This is a genomic window from Cupriavidus pauculus (genome assembly GCF_008693385.1).
Classification (GTDB): Bacteria; Pseudomonadota; Gammaproteobacteria; order Burkholderiales; family Burkholderiaceae; genus Cupriavidus; species Cupriavidus pauculus_D.
Map to the genome: position 1 here is coordinate 990,195 of NZ_CP044067.1, position 17,287 is coordinate 1,007,481.

Sequence of the window (17,287 nt, forward strand, 5' to 3'; positions counted from 1 at the left end):
GGATGCGTGCGGGATCCCGCCTCAGTCGAGCGTCACGCCCGAATCCCCGACGACCTTCCGCCAGCGATCGAGCTCCTGCGTCAGATACTTGCCATACGCCTCCGGCGACGACCCGCGCGGCTCCGCGCCCTGCAGCGCGAGACTCGCGCGCACGTCGGGCGAGGCCAGTGCCTTCGTCACGGCCGCGTTGAGCTTCCTGACGACCTCCGGCGGCGTCTTCGCCGGCACCATCATCCCCTGCCATGCGCCCGCCTCGAATCCCGGCATGCCCGACTCCGCAAGCGTCGGCACATCGGGCAGCTGCGCACTGCGCGTGCTGCTGGTGACCGCCAGCGCCTTCATGCGCTTGTCGCGGATGAACGGCAGCGACGAATTGATCGTATCGGTCATGAACTGCACCTGTCCGCTCGCCAGGTCCGTCAGCGCCGGGGCGCTCCCCTTGTACGGCGCATGCACGGCGCTAAGGCCATTCGCCTGCAGCACGAGGAACGCGGTCAGATGCGTGACGTTGCCATTGCCTGCGGACCCATAGGTGAACTTGCCCGGATTGGCCTTCACCCACGCCACGAACTCGGGCACCGTGTTCACCGGCACCTGTGCGTTGACCTCGAGCACGAGCGGCACGTTGGCTGTCATCGCCACGGGCAGCAGGTCGCGCTTCACGTCATAAGACAGCTTCTTGTAGAGCGCGGGGCTAAGCGCGATGGACGACGTGTTGTACAGCACCGTGTACCCGTCGGCGGGCGCCTTGGCCACGATCTCGTTGCCGATATTGCCGTTGGCCCCGGGACGGTTATCGACCAGCACCTGCTGCCCGAGTTCGTCGGACATCTTCTTCGCGATGACGCGCGAGACGAGGTCCGTCGGACCGCCCGGCGGGAACGGCACCACGAGCCGGATCGGCCGGTCGGGGTAGTCCGATGCGCGCGCGGCGTGCGGCGCGAGGGCCGCGCCCAGCGCGATACCCGTCAGCGCGCGCAGCAGCGTGCGGCGCGACGGTGCGATATGGATATGCCCGGCATTTTTGCTCTGGAATGGCATGTCGTGTCTCCTCCGGTAAAAACCGTGACTGCTATGAAGGCAACCAGACGGAGGCGCTCCCCGCGTGGTTGCCTCCCCCGTTACTCCCGTCCCGCCAGCAAGCGCCGCGCGGTGTAAGTCATCACGCATTCGCCGCGCTGGTTGAACACCTCGATCGACGAGTCCACCACCGCGCGTCCGCTCTTGGACGTCGGCCGCACGCCCGTCACCGTGACGCGCGCGCCGATGGTGTCCCCCACCAGCACGGGGCCATGGATCTTCTGCGTGAGCTCAAGCATGGCCAGCCCCGTGCCCTGGATCATCGTCTGCAGGATGAAGCCCTCGATCAGCGCATAGGTCAGCGCCGCCGGCACCGGGCGGCCCTTGATCGCACCGGCTTCGTATCCGGCTTCGATAAAGATGGCCTCGAGCATGCCCGTGACCGAGATAAAGTTGACGAGGTCGGTCTCCGTGACCGTGCGGCGGAAGGTCTCGAACACCTGCCCTTCCTTGATGTCCTGCCAGTAGAAGCCTTGTCCAAGGCGTTGCGGTTGCGTCATGTCGTCTCCTCTTTATGGATCTGCTTATCGCAGCGCATCGATCTCCGCATCGGTCAGCCCAATGCCGCCGAGCACCTCGCGCGTATGCTCGCCCAGCCTTGGCGGCACCGCGGCGTGCCCGCGCTCGCCATCGAACCGCACCGGCGCACCGGGGAAGCGCAGCGTGCCCATCGCCGGGTCCGCGACCGTATCGAAGAAACCCGTCTCGCGCAGATGCGGATCATCGACGAGCTCGTCCAGCCCGTTCACACGCGCCACCGGAATCTGCAGGTCTTCGCAGATGCCGAGCCACTCGTCGGTACCGCGCTCGCGCACGAGCTCGCCCGTGATTTCGTACAGCGTCTCGATATGCCGCGTGCGCGCCGCGATATCGGCGAAGCGCGCATCGGTGGCCAGGTCGTCTCGGTCCGATGCGCGGAAGAAGTCGCGCCAGTGCGCATCGGTGTACGGCATCATGCAGACGTACCCGTCGGCGGTCTGATACGGCCGGCGCAGCGGCGCCAGCACGCGCGGATAGCCGGCCCGCGCGCGCGGCGGCTCGAAGTGCTGGCCGTACAGATGCTCGACGAGGTTGAACGCGACCATCGACTCGAACATCGGCACCTCGACCATCGTGCCCTTGCCGCCATTGCGCTCGCGTCCCGCCAGCGCCGCCGAGATCGACAGCGCGGCCACGAGACCGCTGGTCTTGTCCGCCGCGATCGTCGGAAAATAGCGCACCGTGCCCGTCTGCGCGGCCATCAGCGCCGCATTGCCGCACAGGCCCTGGATGATGTCGTCGTAGGCGGGGCGGCCGCCGTAAGGGCCGTCTTCCGCGAAGCCGAGCAGGCTCACGTAGACCAGCCGCGGATGGCGCGCCATCACGCTGGCGGGATCGAGGTCGAGCTTGCCGAGCTTCTGCGGCCGCATGCTGTGCAGGAAGACGTCCGCAGTCTCGAGCAACCGGTGCAATGCCTGCTGCGCGGCGGGCTGCTTGAGGTTGAGCACCACGCTCTTCTTGCTGCGGTTGACGCCGAGGAAGATCGCGGACATGCCGTCTTCGGTCGCCGGCCCCGTCCGGCGCGTGGAGTCGCCGTCGGGCGTCTCCACCTTGATGACCTCCGCGCCGAGGTCCGCCAGCCACTGGCTCGCGTAGGGCCCCATGACCACGGTGGAGAGATCGACCACGCGAATTCCGGATAGGGGCAACATGCCGGGTCTCCTGTCTATTTTGTTCGAGGCCAAAGACTAGTCCAGCCGAGGGTATTCAGTCTAATATTAGTTTTTTAATAACCGATATCGTCTGGATATCACCATGGATCTGCGCCAGTTGCAGCAGTTCGTCGTGCTCGCCGAGACCGGCAACTTCCACCGGGCGGCCGAGCGCCTGCATATGGCCCAGCCCCCGCTGTCGATTTCCATCCGCAAGCTCGAGGCCGAACTGGGCACGCCGCTGTTCGTGCGCACCACACGCGGCGTGCGGCTGACGCAAGCCGGCGAGGCCGCGCTCAACGATGCCCGGCGCGCACTGTTCCACGCTGGCCAGGCCCGCGCGGCCGCGGTTTCCGCCGCGCATGGCGAGCGCGGGGCGCTGCGCATCGGTTTCGTGGGGTCCGCCACCTATGCGCTGCTGCCCAAGCTGATTCCTGCGTTTCGGGACGCCCATCCGGGCATCGAACTGATCCTGCACGAGTCGACATCGGCGTCGATCCTCGACCGCATCGAACGCGGCCAGCTCGATGCGGGCCTCGTGCGCTTTCCGATCCTGAGCAGCGGCCCGTTCACGCTGCTGCCGCTGGAGTCCGACACCTTCGTCGCGGCCGTGCCGGCCGACAGCGCGTTCGCGCAGCAATCGGGCATCGCGCTGAAGACGCTGGCCAGCGAACCGTTCATCATGCACCCGAGCGCCGACGTCCCCAACCTGCAGGCCGTGGCGATGCTGATGTGCCAGCAGGCGGGCTTCGTCCCCCGCATCGCGCAGGAAGCCGTGCAGGTCCAGACCATCGTCAGCCTTGTCGAAAGCGGCCTCGGCGTGGCGCTCGTCCCGGGCGTCACCGCCCGCTATACCAACCGCCGCGTGCGCTTTCTGCGCATCACGAGCCCTCGCCCCGCAGCCCGCATCGGCATCGCGCTGGCCACGCAGCAGGATACGGACGACCGCCATGTCCAGCAGTTTCTGGCCGCGGCTCGGCGGATCGCCGCGCAGGCGCCGTCCGGCGAGGTGCCCGTCGCGCGGTTGTAGCAACATTCGAACTGCCATATAGTGAAGCATTGCGCACGATGGCGCCTCTCCACAGACAGCGGTTTACATGTCAGATCAGGATCAACCCGCGCCCGTCCCCGTCTCCGTCCCGCCGGCAACCGAGGTTTCCGCGGCCAGCGGTGTTTCCGAGCGCATTCGGGCGCGTTTGCTGGCCGCCAACGTGCGGTTCCATGCGAACGACAATATCGCGCGCTATATCGAGCCCGGCGAACTCGATGCGCTGCAGGGCGAAGTGCAGGCCAAGCTCGAAGAGGTGCTGCGCACGCTCGTGATCGACGTCGATCAGGACCACAACACGCGCGAGACCGCGCGGCGCGTGGCCAAGATGTACCTCAAGGAAATTTTCGCGGGCCGCTATGCGCGCGCGCCGGAAACTACCGAGTTCCCGAACGTCGAGCAGCTCAACGAACTGATGATCGTCGGGCCTCTCCGCGTGCGCAGCGCATGTTCGCACCACCTGTGCCCGATCATCGGCAAGCTGTGGGTCGGCGTGATGCCGAACCGGCATTCGAACCTGATCGGCCTGTCGAAGTACGCGCGCCTTGCCGAATGGATCATGTGCCGCCCGCAGATCCAGGAAGAAGCCGTTGCGCAGGTGGCCGACCTGCTGCAGGAAAAGATGAACCCCGACGGCCTCGCCATCGTCATGGAAGCCGAGCACTTCTGCATGCACTGGCGCGGCGTGCGCGATACCGACGCCAAGATGACCAACAGCGTGATGCGCGGCTCGTTCCTCAAGGACGACAAGCTGCGGCGCGAATTCCTCACGCTGCTGCACCTCAACAAAGGCTGACCCATGCTAGTCCGACTGCTCTACGCAAGCCGCGCGAAGGAACCCCTCGACGCCGCCACGCTCGATGCCATCTTCGAGACGAGCATGGCCGGCAACACGCGCCATGGCATCACGGGCGTGCTGTGCCACGGCAATGGCATCTTCCTGCAGGCGCTCGAAGGCGAGCGTGCGACGGTGTCGCGGCTGTTCCTGAACATCGGCCGCGACGCGCGCCACAAGGACGTGGTACTGCTCGATTTCGCGGAGATCGCCGAACGCGAGTTCTCGGTCTGGTCGATGGGGCGCGTCAACGTGGGCAAGCTCAATCCCGCCACGCTGCTCAAGTACTCGGCGCAGGGCGAGCTGGACCCCTACCGCATGCCCGCGGTAGCGTCGCTGTCGCTGCTCAAGGAACTCGCGGCCGGTGCGTCGATTGTTCAGTCCGCTTCGCGCCAGGCTTAATGCGAAACCTGCCCGAATAACCCGCACTCGAGATCGCTCTCGAACTCCTCCACCCATGCGGTGCCCGGCCCCGCGTCGTAGACGCTGGCCGCGCCCGTACTCTGGCGCCTGACTGTCACCTGGCGAGCCGATGTGCCATTGACATCGGAAATCTCGAAGTCCTGCGGCATCAGTCCAACCAGTTGGACGACGGCCGCCACATCCTGTTGCTCGTTGGACGGGAATTGCTCGAATTGACGTTGCGTCATGGCACACCTCCAGGCGGGGGTAGGTCAGCGGAGCAAGCCTGCCACAAATTTCAGGCGTGCGTATGGCACGCGCGAAGACCCCAACGGCATCGCATATATTGTGCGCGCCGCGTTGCCCGTTCCTGAGCGATCAGGCCGTCACCATCCCGAGGAATTGCTGGAGTTCGGGCGTCTGCGGATTGGAGAACACGCTCTCCGGCGCGCCGATTTCGTGCACCCTGCCCTGATGCATGAACACAACGCGGTCGCACACCTCGCGCGCAAAGCGCATCTCGTGCGTGACCATCAGCAGCGTCATGCCTTCGCTGGCCAGCCCGCGCACGACCTGCAGCACTTCGTTGACCAGTTCCGGATCGAGCGCCGACGTAATCTCGTCGCAGAGCAGCGCCATCGGCTCCATCGCCAGTGCACGCGCGATGGCCACGCGCTGCTGCTGCCCGCCGGACAACTGGTCGGGGTAGGCATCGAACTTCGCCGACAGCCCCACGCGCGCGAGATTGGTCTCGGCCAGTTCGCGCGCCTTCGCCTCGGGCGTGCCCTTGACGATCATCGGCGACAGCATCACGTTGCGGCCCGCGCTCAGATGCGGAAACAGGTTGAACTGCTGAAAGATCATGCCGACCTTGAGCCGCAGCGCGCGCAGCTGCAATTCGCTGTTCGCCAGATGCGCGCCCGCCACCGTGATCGCGCCCGAGTCGATCTGCTCGAGCCCGTTGATGCAGCGGAGCAGCGTGCTCTTGCCCGAGCCGCTCTTGCCGATGATCGCGATGACCTCGCCCGGTTCCACGGACAGGGACACACCCTTCAGCACCTCGTTGGCGCCATACGACTTGCGGACATCCTCAATGGCGATGAGCGCCATGGAACTTCTCCTCGAGCTTCCTGCTGTATTGCGAGAGCGGCCAGCACAGCGCGAAGTACATCAGCGCCACGGCCGCATAAACGGTAAACGGTTGGAACGTCGCATTGACGATCATCGTGCCGGCCTTCGACAGTTCGGTAAAGCCGATGATCGACGCGAGCGCGGTGCCCTTGATCACCTGCACGCCAAACCCGACCGTCGGCGCCACCGCGATGCGCAGCGCCTGCGGCAGGATCACGTGACGCATCTGCTGCACGTACCCCATCGCCAGACTGGCCGAGGCTTCCCATTGCCCGCGCGGAATCGACTCCACGCAGCCGCGCCAGATCTCGGCGAGGAATGCCGCGGTCCAGAGCGTCAGCGCCAGTCCGGCCGCGAGCCATGCGGGCACGTCGATGCCGAACAGCGCGAGCCCGAAGAACGCGAGGAACAGCTGCATCAGCAGCGGCGTGCCCTGGAACACTTCGATGTAGACGGACATCGCGCGCCGTACCCATGCGCGCCGCGACGTGCGGCCGAACAGCACCAGCAGCCCGACCAGCCCGCCGCCGACGAATGCCACCAGCGACAGCAGTACCGTCCAGCGCGCCGCGAGCAGCAGGTTGCGGACGATGTCCCATAACGAAAACTCGATCATCGGGACTTCCTGACAAAAAGGCTCCGACCCAACGCGCGCAGCAACTGCCGCAGCAGCAAGGCGAGCCCCAGATAGATCAACGTACTGACCAGATACACCTCGAACGCGCGAAAGTTGCGGCCCTGGATAAAGTTGGCCGCATAGGTCAGGTCCTGCGCGGCAATCTGCGAGCAGACCGCCGACCCGAGCATCACGATCACGATCTGGCTCGACAGCGCGGGCCAGATCTTCTGCAGCGCCGGACGCAGCACCACGTGCCGGAACACCTGCACGCGCGACATCGCGAGGCTGGCACCCGCTTCGTACTGGCCCCGCGGCGTGGCGGCCACGCCCGCGCGCACGATCTCCGTGCCGTAGGCGCCCAGGTTGATCACCATCGCCAGCGAGGCCGCCACCATCTCGGGCAACTGCACGCCCAGGCTGGGCAGCCCGAAGAAGATGAAGAACAACTGGATCAGGAACGGCGTATTGCGGATGACCTCCACATACGCCCCCACCACGGCGCGCAGCCAGCGCGGCCCCTCGGTGCGTGCCCACGCGCCGAGGATGGCCACGGCCACGCCGAGCACCCCCCCGGTGACCGTCAGCTGCGCGGTCACCGCGATGCCCTTCGCGAGCACGTCGGTATAGCCGAGGATCGAGCCGAAATCGAACTGATATGCCATTCGCCGCGGATCAGAGTTGTGCCGGCAGCGGACGCAGCAGCCACTTGATCGACAGCGAGTTCAGCGAGCCATCCTTCTTCGACTCGGCCAGAATCGCATTCACCTTTTCCTGCAGGCGCGTCTCGCCCTTGTTCAGGCCGATGAAGCACGGCGAATTCTTGACCAGGAACTTGGTTTCCGGCGTCTTGGGCGGATGCTTGGCGATGATCGCCGACGCCACCACGTTGCCGGTCGCGATCAGTTGCACCTGGCCCGACAGGAACGCCGAGATCGTCGCGTTGTTGTCCTCGTAGCGCTTGATCGTGGCATTGGGCGGCGCGATCTTGCTGAGTTCGAGGTCTTCCACCGCGCCGCGCGTCACGCCGACGGTCTTGCCGGCCAGATCGGCGGCGGTCTTGACGGCCATGTCGGCCGGGCCGAACACGCCGTTATAGAACGGGGCATAGGCTTCCGAGAAGTCGAGCACCTTCTCGCGCTCGGGGTTCTTGCCGAGGCTGGAGATGATCAGATCGACCTTCTTCGTCTGCAGGTACGGCACGCGGTTCGTGCTCGTCACGGGCACCAGCTGCAGCTTGACGCCCATCTTCTTGGCCATCAGCGCGGCCACGTCGATATCGAGGCCCTGCGGCGCCATATCGGCACCGATCGAGCCGAACGGCGGAAAGTCCTGCGGCACGGCGACGCGCAGGACACCGGCCTTCGTCACATCGTCCAGCGCATCGGCGCGGGCCGGCGCGGAGAGCGTCAGGCTGGCGAGACAGGCGCCGGCCGCGGTGGCCAGCAGAAAGGTGCGACGGACGCGCGAAACGAAAACATTCGAAGGCATGGGCGGCAGGTCCTTTTTGTCAGGGGCGGATTGTCGATGGCCTCTGACAACGCAAACGGCATGCCAGCTTTGTATGCAATATTTGGTCTCAATCGCAGACGCCGCGCGGGCACTCCGGCCCCACAGCCGTGCATACGATCATCGCGAACGATTCGGCGGCGGCACCAAGACGGTGCAAGCCCGGAGCCAGGCACCCTTGCGGGGCATCGACATCACGGCTTCCGGTCGCCGGCAAACATCGGCATATGCCGCAGCAGATGATCGAGCAGCTCCAGCGCCGCCGCCGGCAGCGGCCTGCCTTCCTTGACCAGCAGCCGCGCGTGGACGCCCTGGAACAGCGGGTGGGCAATCGGCACCACCGCGAGCGTCCCCGCGGCAATCTCCCTGTATGCAGCAAACGCGCCAATCAGCGTGACGAAGTTCTCGTAGGCGACGAACTGCTTGAGCGCGGTCAGCGAGTTGGTGACGAGCGTCGCGCGGATCTTCACGTTCTCGGCGAACTCCACCATCTTGGCCGCATGCCCGATACCGAACGAGGACGGCATCAGCGCGAGCGGATAGTCGAGCAGGTCCGCGATCCGCGCGCTGCCGCCGCGCGTCACGAGCGGATGATCGGGCCGCGCCAGCAGCACCACCGGCTGCGGCGAGCTCGCCCGGTACACGATATTCGCGTGCGGCGGCGGGTTGTAGGCCAGTCCGATATGCGCGCGACTCTCCGCCACCTCGCCCAGCACGTCATCGACGGGCAGGATCTGCATGTCGATATCGAGATTCGGGTACTGCGCGCAGAACGGCGCCAGCACCTGGTTCACGAGCGGATCGACGAACCCCTCGCTGATCGCGAGCGTCACCCGCCCTTGCTGAAGCCCCTTGAGCGCGTGCAGCTGGTCCTCGAGCTTTTCCTGATGAGACCGGTATCCCTGCCAGAACTCCAGCAGATGCAGCGCCGCCTCGGTCGGCCGCACGCCGCGCGGCAGCCGCTCGAACAATGTGACGTCGAGCTCGTCTTCGAGCAGCTTGACCTGCCGCGTGATCACCGACGGCGAGGTATTGAGCGCATCGGCCGCCCCGCGAATGGTGCCGTGCACGAGTACCTCGCGGAAGTACCGCAGCCGTTGTTGGTTGATTTCCCGCATCCCCGCCCCTCCCTGTCTGCCCGCCAAGATACCGCAATTCCGCCCTGCGTTGCTCAAATCAGAACGATCCGTGAACTTAGTTGCTCTTGGTAGTCATCCAACCGTTTGCCATGATCGACAGCACACCCACAGGAGACAGGCATGCTGGCAATTTCGACCACGGGGGTCGTCGACGAGATTTCGGCGCTCTACCGGAAAATCAACTTCCGGCTGCTGCCGTTCCTGCTGGTCTGTTACCTGTTCGCGTATCTGGACCGCGTGAACGTCGGTTTCGCCAAGCTGCAGATGCAGAGCGACCTCGGGTTCTCCGACGCGGCCTACGGCGTGGGCGCGGGCATCTTCTTTATCGGCTACGTGCTGTTCGAGATCCCGAGCAACCTCATGCTGCCGCGCATCGGGGCGCGCAAGACCTTCAGCCGCATCCTCGTGCTCTGGGGCATCACCTCGGCCTGCATGCTGTTCGTCCGCGACGTGCCCACGTTCTACGCCATGCGCTTCCTGCTCGGCGTGTTCGAAGCGGGCTTCGCGCCCGGCATGATCTATTACCTGTCGTGCTGGTACGGCCCGCAGCGCATGGCGCGCGCCATCGCCATCGTGTTCCTGGCGGGCCCCATCGGCGGCATCGTCGGCGCGCCCGCCTCCGCATGGCTGATGACCACGCTCGCCGGCACCGGCAATCTGGCCGGCTGGCAATGGATGTTCCTCGTCGAAGGCCTGCCCTGCATCCTGCTCGGCATTGCCGCGCTGCGCCTCATTCCGAATCGCCCGGCCGACGCCAAATGGCTGACCGACCGCGAGCGCGTGCTGCTGGAGTCCGAACTCGGCACGCATGCGGCGCACAGCCACTCGTTCCTCGCCGTGGCCAAGGACATGCGCGTGTACGTCCTCGCGTTCGCATACTTTTGCATCATCGCGGCCATCTATGCCATCAGCTTCTGGCTGCCGACCATCATCAAGGCGCAGGGCGTCACGGACCTCGTGCAACTGGGCTGGTACGCGGCCATTCCCTATATCGCCGCCGCTTTCGGCATGTACTACATGGGCCGCCGTTCGGACCGGCTCGGCGAACGCCGCTTCCACTGCGCGCTGCCCGCGCTGGGCGCCGGCGTCATCCTCGCCTGCACGACGCTCGCGGACGGCCACCTCTACCTGTCGCTCGCGCTGCTGACCGTGGCTACCATGGGCCTGTGGATGGCCTACACCGTGTTCTGGGCCATGCCGCCCGAGTACATCAAGGGCCCGGCCGCCGCGGGCGGCATCGCACTGATCAACACGATCGGCCTGTCCGGCGGTTTCTGGGGTCCCGCGATGATCGGCTGGGCCAAGACCGCCACCGGCAACCTGCATCTCGGCGTGCTGATGATGGCCGTCCTGCCCGTTGTCGCCGCGCTGATCGTGTTCGCCAACAAACTCCCGAAGACGACGACCGTCGCCACTCCCCAATAAAGCTATCCGCGCAACAAGGAGCAACCCATGCTGTTATCTTTTTCGACCTGGCCCGAGATCGAGGCCTACCTCAAGCGCAGCCGCACGGTGGTCGTGCCGATCGGCTCCAACGAGCAGCACGGCCCCACCGGCCTGCTCGGCACCGACTGGCTGTGCCCCGAGATCATCGCGCGCGAAGCGGAAAAGAACGCCGATATCCTGGTCGCGCCCACGTTCAATATCGGCATGGCCCAGCATCATCTGGGCTTCCCGGGCACCATCTCGCTGCGTCCAAGCACCTTCGTCGCCGCGATCACGGACTGGATCCGCTCGCTGTCCGTGCACGGCTTCGAGAAGATCCTGTTCCTGAACGGCCACGGCGGCAATATCGCCTCGATCGAAGCCGCATTCTCCGAGATCTATGCCGAGTCGAGCTTCGCAAGGCGCGATGCCGGCTTTGCGCTGAAGCTCGTGAACTGGTGGGACCTCGAAGGCGTGGGCGACCTCGCGCGCGAGCAGTTCCCCGAAGGCCACGGCTCCCATGCCACGCCGTCGGAGATCGCCGTCACGCAGTGGGCGTTCCCGGAACTGAAGAAGACCGCGGACTTCTCGCCCCCCATCGCGCCGAACGGTCCCATCCGCGAAGCCCGCGACTTCCGCGCGCGCTTTCCCGATGGCCGCATCGGCTCCAACCCCGCACTGGCGACACCCGAAAAAGGCGGCGCACTGGTCGAACTGGCCGCGCGCAGCCTTGTGAAGGAACTCGATGGATTCAGCAGCGAACGGAAACCTCAAGCATGAACGTCTACGACAAGCTGGCCAAACTCGGCATCGAATTGCCCGCCGCCGCCGCGCCCGCCGCGGCCTATGTGATGAGCGCCCAGACAGGCAACGTGGTGTACCTGTCCGGCCATATCGCCAAGCGCGATGGCGCCGTATGGGCAGGCAAGCTCGGCGCGACCATGACCACCGAGGAAGGCAAGACCGCCGCGCGCCGCGTCGCGATCGACCTGCTCGCCACGCTGCATACGCATCTTGGCGACCTCAACCGCGTCACGCGCATCGTCAAGGTCATGAGCCTCGTCAATTCCACGCCGGACTACACCGAGCAGCACCTCGTCACCAACGGGGCATCGGAACTGCTGGCGGAAGTCTTTGGCGAGCGCGGCCGCCACGCGCGTTCCGCGTTCGGTGTCGCGCAGATTCCGCTCGGTGCCTGCGTGGAGATCGAGGCCTGCGTGGAGGTTTCCTGACGTCCCCGGCCTAGGCCGCCGAGGACCGGCCGCGCGACGATGGCGATGCGCGCCGGCGCTTGCGCTGGGCCTTCTGCGCATACATCGCGCCGTCGGCCTCGGCCATCAGGTCCTGCACGTTCATATGACGTGCCGGGTCGAACGCGATGACCCCGGCGCAATAATCGAGCGCATAGGCGCGCGTATTGCCGCCGTTCCACGTCTCGACATGGGTGCGCAACCGCACGAGCGCATCGCCGGCGCCGTCGGAATCGGTATTGGTCAGCAGCACCGCGAACTCGTCGCCCCCCATGCGCGCGACGAGGTCCGAGTCGCGGAACGCCGTGCGCAGCGCCTGGCCGAACGCGGCCAGCGCGCGATCTCCCTCGGCATGGCCGAAGCGGTCGTTGATCGCCTTGAAGCCGTTCATGTCCATGTAGACGAGCGTCGCCGGCCGCAGAAAGCGCCGGCACATATCGAGCGCGTGCTGGGCCAGCATGGCAAATCCGCGCCGGTTGGAGAGTGCCGTCAGTTCATCGATGGTGGCCATCTGCACCGCGGCCAGTTCGCGCTCGGCCATGTCGGCGAGGTCATGCAGCAGCGCCATCTCCTCGGCATCGAGCGTGCGCGGCCGACGATCGATCAGGCACAGCGTGCCGAGCTTGGCGCCATTGGGCGCCGCCAGCGGCCGCCCGGCATAGAAGCGGATATGGGGGTCGCCCGTGACAAGCGGGTTGTCGTGAAAGCGGAGGTCGAGCGTGGCATCGGGAATCAGCAACACGTCGTCGCTGCAGATTGCATGCCCGCAAAACGATGTACTGCGCGGCGCCTCCCTGATATCGAGGCCCTGGCAGGACTTGAACCACTGTCTGTTTTCGTCGACGAGGCTGACCAGCGCGATCGGGATATCAAACAGGCGTTTGGCAAGACGCGTCAGCCGATCGAACCGCTCCTCGGCAGAGGTGTCGAGCACGTTGAGCGCGCGCAGCGTGGCCACGCGCGCCATGTCGTCCGGCAGTTTCGGGGGCACTTGCATCGGCAGCTTCCATGGGGCACGACGATGCGAACCATTCTAAGCAAAATGCCCGATCCGTACCATCGGGCCCGCCCCTCATCGCCAGAGCACCTCGAACGCGCCATTGGACTGGAGCGGCGTAGGCGATGCCACCTGACTGTTGCCGCGCGGCACCGAGGGATCGATCTCCACGGTCGCCGAGAAGCGCATGCCCTGCGCCGGACGGCCATCGATCACGGGGACGATCGCCTGGCCCGGCATGAAGCGCGCCGAACTGCCGAGCGTCGCGGGCAGCGTACCCGCGGCGGTCGCGTTGCCAAGCTGCACGGGCTGGCCATCGATCTGCGCCTCGGACATCAGCAGCGCGACCTTGCCGCTCTTGCCGCCAACGTTGCCAAACACATAGTCGCCCCCCGCGGACGGCGCCCGGAACACGATGCCGAGCATCGATGCCTTGGTGCAGGTCACGTTCATCGTCATGCGCCGCTTGCCCAGCGACAGCTCGGTACCGCCATTGCTGGACTCCAGCCGATAGCGCGTCATCGCGCCGTACTCGAGGCCGCCTTCGCTGAGCATCAGCTGGCAACGCTCCGCCGGCGGTGCCGAGACCATCGGCGCGGCTGGCGCGGCCGGGCCCGCGGGGCGCGGCGCCTGCGGCCCCTGGGGGCCTGCGCCATCGCCACACCCGTCGCGGTCAGGGCCGCAACGGCGAGCAGGCGTGCCGTCATCGCCCGCATGGCAGCGGGCATCGTGTCATCTCGCGTCATTTGCGCGCTCCTTCCGTTGACGCGGCCAGCGGCACGCAACGTGCCTCCACCTCGTCGAAATAGGCATCCAGGTCCTGCGCCACGGGCACCGTAAATTCCAGCGCGCAGGCATTCCCCGACTGATCCACCGCTCGCAGGCCGGCACCGACGCTCGAATTCGAGAGGAAGATCGTGCCGTCGTTGAGCACCGTCGTGACGAAGTTGCCGCCGGCATCGGTCACCGTCGCATTGCGCGGCAGCGGATTGCCCGCCGCGTCGACCGTGCGCAGCAGCAGGCGGCGGACCTTGACGACATCGAAGTTCACGTAGCTCACGGACCCGCGGCCCGGATTGATCTGCATGAACGCATTGCCGATATCGACATTGCGCGGCAGCGATTTCGTGGCCACCTCCAGCCGCGACTGCGCGTACGCGGGCGCGGTCGAGATGACCGCGCGGCCCCAGGCATCGGTCCATACCGGACCCTGCGGGGTCGAGATCTTGACGCCCGACAGATCGCTGCCGAGCGAGGCGACGCCGAACGTATCGCTGATCGGGTACGGCGCGAACGTCACGCCCTGCTTGTGCGCCAGCACGCCGCCGCTGAGTTCCGCGTTGTACGAGGTGCTGCTGGAACCGTACTGCGCCACGCCAACATTGGCCCGCGTGTAGTACGGCGTGATCGACGCATTCGCCGAGGCCGACGCACTGCCCTCGCCCGGCCGCGTCTCGGCGTTGAGGCTGTAGTTGAAGACGTCGTTGACCACCTCGTTGTACGTGGCGCCGAGTCGCGTCGAACCGTCGACGCGATTGACGTATCCGCGCACGCTGCGCCTGCCGAGCGGCACCGACAGGCTGAGGTAGACGGAGTTGCCGTTGTTGGCCGAATTGCCGCCGATGCCCTTCTCCACGCTGAGGGACACCGTCGCATACTTGAACGTCTTGCCCCACGAGCCCGTCACGCGCTGCGTGGCGCTACCGACGAACAGCGTGGACCGGCTGTAGTTCAGGGAGAACGCGCCGAGCACTTCGTGGCTCCATGCCACGCCGCCCGTGTACTGCCCGCGATAGTGGCTGTTGACCCAGTCGTTCGTCGTGTCCTGCGTGGTATCGGTGATCGACCGGTAGCCAGGCGTCTGCTGCGTCGCGGTGACGTTGACCGAGAACGACGCGTTCAGCTGCGTGGACAGCGATCCCGTCAGCTGCGCGCCCCGGTTGGACTCGCGCGTGGCGTTGGAGAAAATGCCGCGCAGGCTCGCATTGGTATTGCCGAAGAGCCGCGCATCGACACCCGCCGCGGCGGCCTGGTACTGGGTGCCCACCATCACGCCGCCGGTCAGTCCCGCGTTCCGGCCGAGTTGCCACGTACCGGTACCGGTCGCCATCCACGGTTTGACCGCCGGGTCGCCACCGAGCTGCCGCAGCTTGCCGGCCGCGAACGCATAGCCGGGCGTGACGCCGAGCGTGCCGCCGCCAAGCTGCGCCGCCGGCACGACGAAACGGCGGGAAGCCCCCGTCGCCTCGATCACGGTGACCTCGAGATCGTTGCTGCCGTTCAGCAGCGGGATATTCGTCAGCGTAAACGGCCCCGGTGGCACGACGGTCGTGTAGATCACCGCGCCGGCCTGGCGCACTTCCACGCGCGCCTGCGTCTGCGCGATGCCCTCGACCGCGGTGCCGGGATTGGCGGGCCGGCGCAGTGCCATCTCGGGCATCCATTGCGCGCCGTAAATGGCCGGCCCCGGGAAGATGGAGTTGGCGACATTGATCTCGCCGCCCTGGAACACAGCCTGCTGGCTGACGAACGTGCGCTGCGCATACGCGTACAGATGCGAGAACGTCGACGTGGTGCCGTCGTTGCTGTACATGTTGCGGTTGCGCACGATCCAGTCGCCCATGTTGAAGCCGAGCTCCGTGGCGGCCGAATAGTACTTCGAACTGCCGCCGGCGAACGTATTGCCGACCGCCAGCAGATCGTAGTTGAGCAACGCGGCCGTGCCGCCGCTCGTGTAGTCGGCCTGTGCCTGCGCGTCGGGCACGAGCGCGTCGGTCGGAACGAGCAGTTCGACGAGCGCGGCATTGGGCTTGAGCGTGACCACCGTCTGCGGATAGGCCTCGCGGAAGCCAAGGCACTGGCCGCCCTGCGCCGCCGCGTCGAGCGCGGGCCGGCCCGCGTCGGCCCGCGCGTCCTGTGTGAGGGGCGCCTGCGCATCGCTCGGCAAACGCAGCCCCGCGCGCGTCAGGAAGCGGCGATCGAAACAGAGTTGCCCCTTTTCGTCGAAGCGCGCCATCGCGGCGCCCTTGCGCTGGCCGTTGACGCTGAGCGTCACCGCGGTCATGCCTGGCGTGAATCTGGCCTGCTGCATGAAGTACTCGGCCACCTTCGGATCGATGCCGCGCGACTTCATCATCTCGAGGTCGAACTGCGTCTCGCCGGCCGGCGCGGCGGGCGGGGGAGTAGGCTGGGAAGATTCGGGTTGCGCGGCCCGGGCGGGCTGGACGCCGCCGAGCGCCAGGACTGCCAGCGCGATGGCCGACAGTGCGGGCGCGGCGGCGCGACGCGCCACCCTCGAAGAACGATGCATGACAGGCTCCAACACGACTACTTGGCGGCCTGCGCGGATGTCAGCGGTACGTCATAGCTCTCCACTGCATATCCATACAACGTCGCGGGGAACAGCCGCAGGCTCGCGGCAGCCGCGGGCGCGACCTTTGGCGCATCTTTCGGGCCGTCCTTGAGGCCGCTCTTCAGATCGACCTTGACGGTCGTCTTCGGCAGGACGTAAGGCCGCGGCAGTTCGGCGCTCTGGCCGCCGGGCTGGAACTGCACGTTCTGGGCAAGGCGCACGACATACGGGCTGTCGTTCGTCACGACCAGCTCGCCGCCGGTCACCGACACCTTGAGCAGCTTCCAGGGTTCGCGTTCCAGAGGCAGGCCCCTGGGATGAATGACCAGCGGCACGTCCTGGCGCACGGTCATCGTCACGCGCGCCTCGCCGGGCTTGGTTTCCTTGGGCGGAATGCCTTCGAAAACGGCGCGCGCCAGCCGCTCGGTCTTGAGCGGCGTCTTGGTACGCAACAGGAAGCGCACGACCTGCGTCTCGTTGGCTTCCACGCGCGCCACCGGCGGCGTGACCACGACCAGGTCTTCCGTGTCTTCCTCGATGTGGTTGATCGACGAGTGGAGGAGCTGCGGCACCGCGTCGCTGTTCTTGACGTTCATCGTCGTCTCGCCGTCGGCCTCGTTGAGCAGCACGACCGACGTCTCGGGAACCATGCCGGTGGCGAGCACCGAGGTGGAAAGACCCGCAAGGAGCGCGGCCCCCGCCGCGGCAACGCGGCATCGAAACATAGGAGTTCTCATCATGTTCTTCCTGTTGGATCGCCACGCGACTGTATTTGCGTGGCCATTTACTCAAAACCGAGCGATTTTCCACAA

General features: G+C 66.3%; 19 protein-coding genes. 6 read left to right on the top strand and 13 right to left on the bottom strand.

Going from position 1 to position 17,287, the window contains the following annotated elements:
* Positions 1 to 21: 21 nt before the first annotated feature.
* The 3 genes from FOB72_RS22800 to FOB72_RS22810 form a co-directional block, all read right to left on the bottom strand.
* On the bottom strand, positions 22 to 1,041 hold the full coding sequence (locus FOB72_RS22800) for a Bug family tripartite tricarboxylate transporter substrate binding protein (protein WP_150374966.1): 1,020 nt from the start codon (positions 1,039 to 1,041) through the stop codon (positions 22 to 24).
* 80 nt (positions 1,042 to 1,121) lie between these two features.
* The gene (locus tag FOB72_RS22805) at positions 1,122 to 1,580 is read right to left on the bottom strand and encodes a MaoC family dehydratase (RefSeq protein ID WP_150374967.1); all 459 of its coding nucleotides are present in this window, start codon (positions 1,578 to 1,580) and stop codon (positions 1,122 to 1,124) included.
* Between the two features lie 24 nt (positions 1,581 to 1,604).
* The gene (locus FOB72_RS22810) at positions 1,605 to 2,771 is read right to left on the bottom strand and encodes a CaiB/BaiF CoA transferase family protein (protein WP_150374968.1); all 1,167 of its coding nucleotides are present in this window, start codon (positions 2,769 to 2,771) and stop codon (positions 1,605 to 1,607) included.
* Positions 2,772 to 2,874: 103 nt separating this feature from the next.
* On the opposite strand from FOB72_RS22810, the gene FOB72_RS22815 reads away from it, so the two are divergent.
* The 3 genes from FOB72_RS22815 (at position 2,875) to FOB72_RS22825 (ending at position 5,056) form a co-directional block, all read left to right on the top strand.
* The gene (locus FOB72_RS22815; protein WP_150374969.1) at positions 2,875 to 3,801 is read left to right on the top strand and encodes a LysR substrate-binding domain-containing protein; all 927 of its coding nucleotides are present in this window, start codon (positions 2,875 to 2,877) and stop codon (positions 3,799 to 3,801) included.
* Between the two features lie 67 nt (positions 3,802 to 3,868).
* Positions 3,869 to 4,615 carry a GTP cyclohydrolase I gene (folE, locus tag FOB72_RS22820; protein ID WP_223851758.1) on the top strand — a complete coding sequence of 249 codons (747 nt, stop codon included), beginning with the start codon at positions 3,869 to 3,871 and terminating at the stop codon, positions 4,613 to 4,615.
* 3 nt (positions 4,616 to 4,618) lie between these two features.
* Positions 4,619 to 5,056: a BLUF domain-containing protein gene (locus tag FOB72_RS22825; RefSeq protein WP_150374970.1), complete on the top strand. Its 438-nt coding sequence runs from the start codon at positions 4,619 to 4,621 to the stop codon at positions 5,054 to 5,056.
* Here the strand turns inward: FOB72_RS22825 and FOB72_RS22830 are convergent.
* From FOB72_RS22830 to FOB72_RS22855, 6 genes are all read right to left on the bottom strand, one after another.
* Positions 5,053 to 5,304, bottom strand: a complete 252-nt coding sequence (locus FOB72_RS22830; RefSeq protein WP_150374971.1) for a hypothetical protein — start codon at positions 5,302 to 5,304, stop codon at positions 5,053 to 5,055. The two genes, FOB72_RS22825 and FOB72_RS22830, sit on opposite strands and share 4 nt — an antisense overlap.
* A gap of 130 nt (positions 5,305 to 5,434) precedes the next feature.
* Positions 5,435 to 6,166, bottom strand: a complete 732-nt coding sequence (locus FOB72_RS22835; protein WP_150374972.1) for an amino acid ABC transporter ATP-binding protein — start codon at positions 6,164 to 6,166, stop codon at positions 5,435 to 5,437.
* The gene (locus FOB72_RS22840; protein WP_150374973.1) at positions 6,147 to 6,803 is read right to left on the bottom strand and encodes an amino acid ABC transporter permease; all 657 of its coding nucleotides are present in this window, start codon (positions 6,801 to 6,803) and stop codon (positions 6,147 to 6,149) included. The genes FOB72_RS22835 and FOB72_RS22840 overlap by 20 nt, the downstream gene beginning before the upstream one ends.
* Positions 6,800 to 7,468 (bottom strand): amino acid ABC transporter permease, encoded by a 669-nt coding sequence (locus FOB72_RS22845; protein WP_150374974.1) that lies wholly within the window; start codon positions 7,466 to 7,468, stop codon positions 6,800 to 6,802. Before FOB72_RS22845 ends, FOB72_RS22840 begins: the two co-directional genes overlap by 4 nt.
* Before the next feature lie 10 nt (positions 7,469 to 7,478).
* Positions 7,479 to 8,294 (bottom strand): transporter substrate-binding domain-containing protein, encoded by an 816-nt coding sequence (locus FOB72_RS22850; RefSeq protein WP_150374975.1) that lies wholly within the window; start codon positions 8,292 to 8,294, stop codon positions 7,479 to 7,481.
* A 212-nt stretch (positions 8,295 to 8,506) separates the two neighbouring features.
* Positions 8,507 to 9,430 carry a LysR family transcriptional regulator gene (locus tag FOB72_RS22855; protein ID WP_150374976.1) on the bottom strand — a complete coding sequence of 308 codons (924 nt, stop codon included), beginning with the start codon at positions 9,428 to 9,430 and terminating at the stop codon, positions 8,507 to 8,509.
* 141 nt (positions 9,431 to 9,571) lie between these two features.
* Here FOB72_RS22855 and FOB72_RS22860 point away from each other — a divergent pair, with 141 nt between their 5' ends.
* From FOB72_RS22860 to FOB72_RS22870, 3 genes are read left to right on the top strand one after another with little or no spacing between them, the layout of a single operon-like run.
* Positions 9,572 to 10,876, top strand: coding sequence for an MFS transporter (locus FOB72_RS22860; protein WP_150374977.1), 1,305 nt, complete (start codon positions 9,572 to 9,574; stop codon positions 10,874 to 10,876).
* Between the two features lie 27 nt (positions 10,877 to 10,903).
* On the top strand, positions 10,904 to 11,656 hold the full coding sequence (locus FOB72_RS22865) for a creatininase family protein (RefSeq protein WP_150374978.1): 753 nt from the start codon (positions 10,904 to 10,906) through the stop codon (positions 11,654 to 11,656).
* Positions 11,653 to 12,108: a RidA family protein gene (locus tag FOB72_RS22870; protein WP_150374979.1), complete on the top strand. Its 456-nt coding sequence runs from the start codon at positions 11,653 to 11,655 to the stop codon at positions 12,106 to 12,108. Before FOB72_RS22865 ends, FOB72_RS22870 begins: the two co-directional genes overlap by 4 nt.
* A gap of 10 nt (positions 12,109 to 12,118) precedes the next feature.
* Here FOB72_RS22870 and FOB72_RS22875 read toward each other — a convergent pair whose 3' ends face one another.
* The 4 genes from FOB72_RS22875 to FOB72_RS22890 form a co-directional block, all read right to left on the bottom strand.
* Positions 12,119 to 13,123 carry a sensor domain-containing diguanylate cyclase gene (locus FOB72_RS22875; RefSeq protein WP_150374980.1) on the bottom strand — a complete coding sequence of 335 codons (1,005 nt, stop codon included), beginning with the start codon at positions 13,121 to 13,123 and terminating at the stop codon, positions 12,119 to 12,121.
* A 75-nt stretch (positions 13,124 to 13,198) separates the two neighbouring features.
* Complete coding sequence (locus tag FOB72_RS22880; protein ID WP_150374981.1) at positions 13,199 to 13,714, bottom strand: hypothetical protein; 516 nt, start codon at positions 13,712 to 13,714, stop codon at positions 13,199 to 13,201.
* A 151-nt stretch (positions 13,715 to 13,865) separates the two neighbouring features.
* Positions 13,866 to 16,433, bottom strand: coding sequence for a fimbria/pilus outer membrane usher protein (locus FOB72_RS22885; protein ID WP_150374982.1), 2,568 nt, complete (start codon positions 16,431 to 16,433; stop codon positions 13,866 to 13,868).
* Positions 16,434 to 16,450: 17 nt separating this feature from the next.
* Positions 16,451 to 17,200, bottom strand: coding sequence for a fimbria/pilus chaperone family protein (locus tag FOB72_RS22890; RefSeq protein ID WP_150374983.1), 750 nt, complete (start codon positions 17,198 to 17,200; stop codon positions 16,451 to 16,453).
* Positions 17,201 to 17,287 lie beyond the last annotated feature (87 nt).

What these genes read in the sequence shown, in the direction of transcription:
- FOB72_RS22800 (WP_150374966.1), bottom strand. Translation starts at nt 1,041, where the DNA reads ATGCCATTCCAGAGCAAAAATGCCGGGCATATCCATATCGCACCGTCG.
- FOB72_RS22805 (WP_150374967.1), bottom strand. Translation starts at nt 1,580, where the DNA reads ATGACGCAACCGCAACGCCTTGGACAAGGCTTCTACTGGCAGGACATC.
- FOB72_RS22810 (WP_150374968.1), bottom strand. Translation starts at nt 2,771, where the DNA reads ATGTTGCCCCTATCCGGAATTCGCGTGGTCGATCTCTCCACCGTGGTC.
- FOB72_RS22815 (WP_150374969.1), top strand. Translation starts at nt 2,875, where the DNA reads ATGGATCTGCGCCAGTTGCAGCAGTTCGTCGTGCTCGCCGAGACCGGC.
- folE (WP_223851758.1), top strand. Translation starts at nt 3,869, where the DNA reads ATGTCAGATCAGGATCAACCCGCGCCCGTCCCCGTCTCCGTCCCGCCG.
- FOB72_RS22825 (WP_150374970.1), top strand. Translation starts at nt 4,619, where the DNA reads ATGCTAGTCCGACTGCTCTACGCAAGCCGCGCGAAGGAACCCCTCGAC.
- FOB72_RS22830 (WP_150374971.1), bottom strand. Translation starts at nt 5,304, where the DNA reads ATGACGCAACGTCAATTCGAGCAATTCCCGTCCAACGAGCAACAGGAT.
- FOB72_RS22835 (WP_150374972.1), bottom strand. Translation starts at nt 6,166, where the DNA reads ATGGCGCTCATCGCCATTGAGGATGTCCGCAAGTCGTATGGCGCCAAC.
- FOB72_RS22840 (WP_150374973.1), bottom strand. Translation starts at nt 6,803, where the DNA reads ATGATCGAGTTTTCGTTATGGGACATCGTCCGCAACCTGCTGCTCGCG.
- FOB72_RS22845 (WP_150374974.1), bottom strand. Translation starts at nt 7,468, where the DNA reads ATGGCATATCAGTTCGATTTCGGCTCGATCCTCGGCTATACCGACGTG.
- FOB72_RS22850 (WP_150374975.1), bottom strand. Translation starts at nt 8,294, where the DNA reads ATGCCTTCGAATGTTTTCGTTTCGCGCGTCCGTCGCACCTTTCTGCTG.
- FOB72_RS22855 (WP_150374976.1), bottom strand. Translation starts at nt 9,430, where the DNA reads ATGCGGGAAATCAACCAACAACGGCTGCGGTACTTCCGCGAGGTACTC.
- FOB72_RS22860 (WP_150374977.1), top strand. Translation starts at nt 9,572, where the DNA reads ATGCTGGCAATTTCGACCACGGGGGTCGTCGACGAGATTTCGGCGCTC.
- FOB72_RS22865 (WP_150374978.1), top strand. Translation starts at nt 10,904, where the DNA reads ATGCTGTTATCTTTTTCGACCTGGCCCGAGATCGAGGCCTACCTCAAG.
- FOB72_RS22870 (WP_150374979.1), top strand. Translation starts at nt 11,653, where the DNA reads ATGAACGTCTACGACAAGCTGGCCAAACTCGGCATCGAATTGCCCGCC.
- FOB72_RS22875 (WP_150374980.1), bottom strand. Translation starts at nt 13,123, where the DNA reads ATGCAAGTGCCCCCGAAACTGCCGGACGACATGGCGCGCGTGGCCACG.
- FOB72_RS22880 (WP_150374981.1), bottom strand. Translation starts at nt 13,714, where the DNA reads ATGGTCTCGGCACCGCCGGCGGAGCGTTGCCAGCTGATGCTCAGCGAA.
- FOB72_RS22885 (WP_150374982.1), bottom strand. Translation starts at nt 16,433, where the DNA reads ATGCATCGTTCTTCGAGGGTGGCGCGTCGCGCCGCCGCGCCCGCACTG.
- FOB72_RS22890 (WP_150374983.1), bottom strand. Translation starts at nt 17,200, where the DNA reads ATGTTTCGATGCCGCGTTGCCGCGGCGGGGGCCGCGCTCCTTGCGGGT.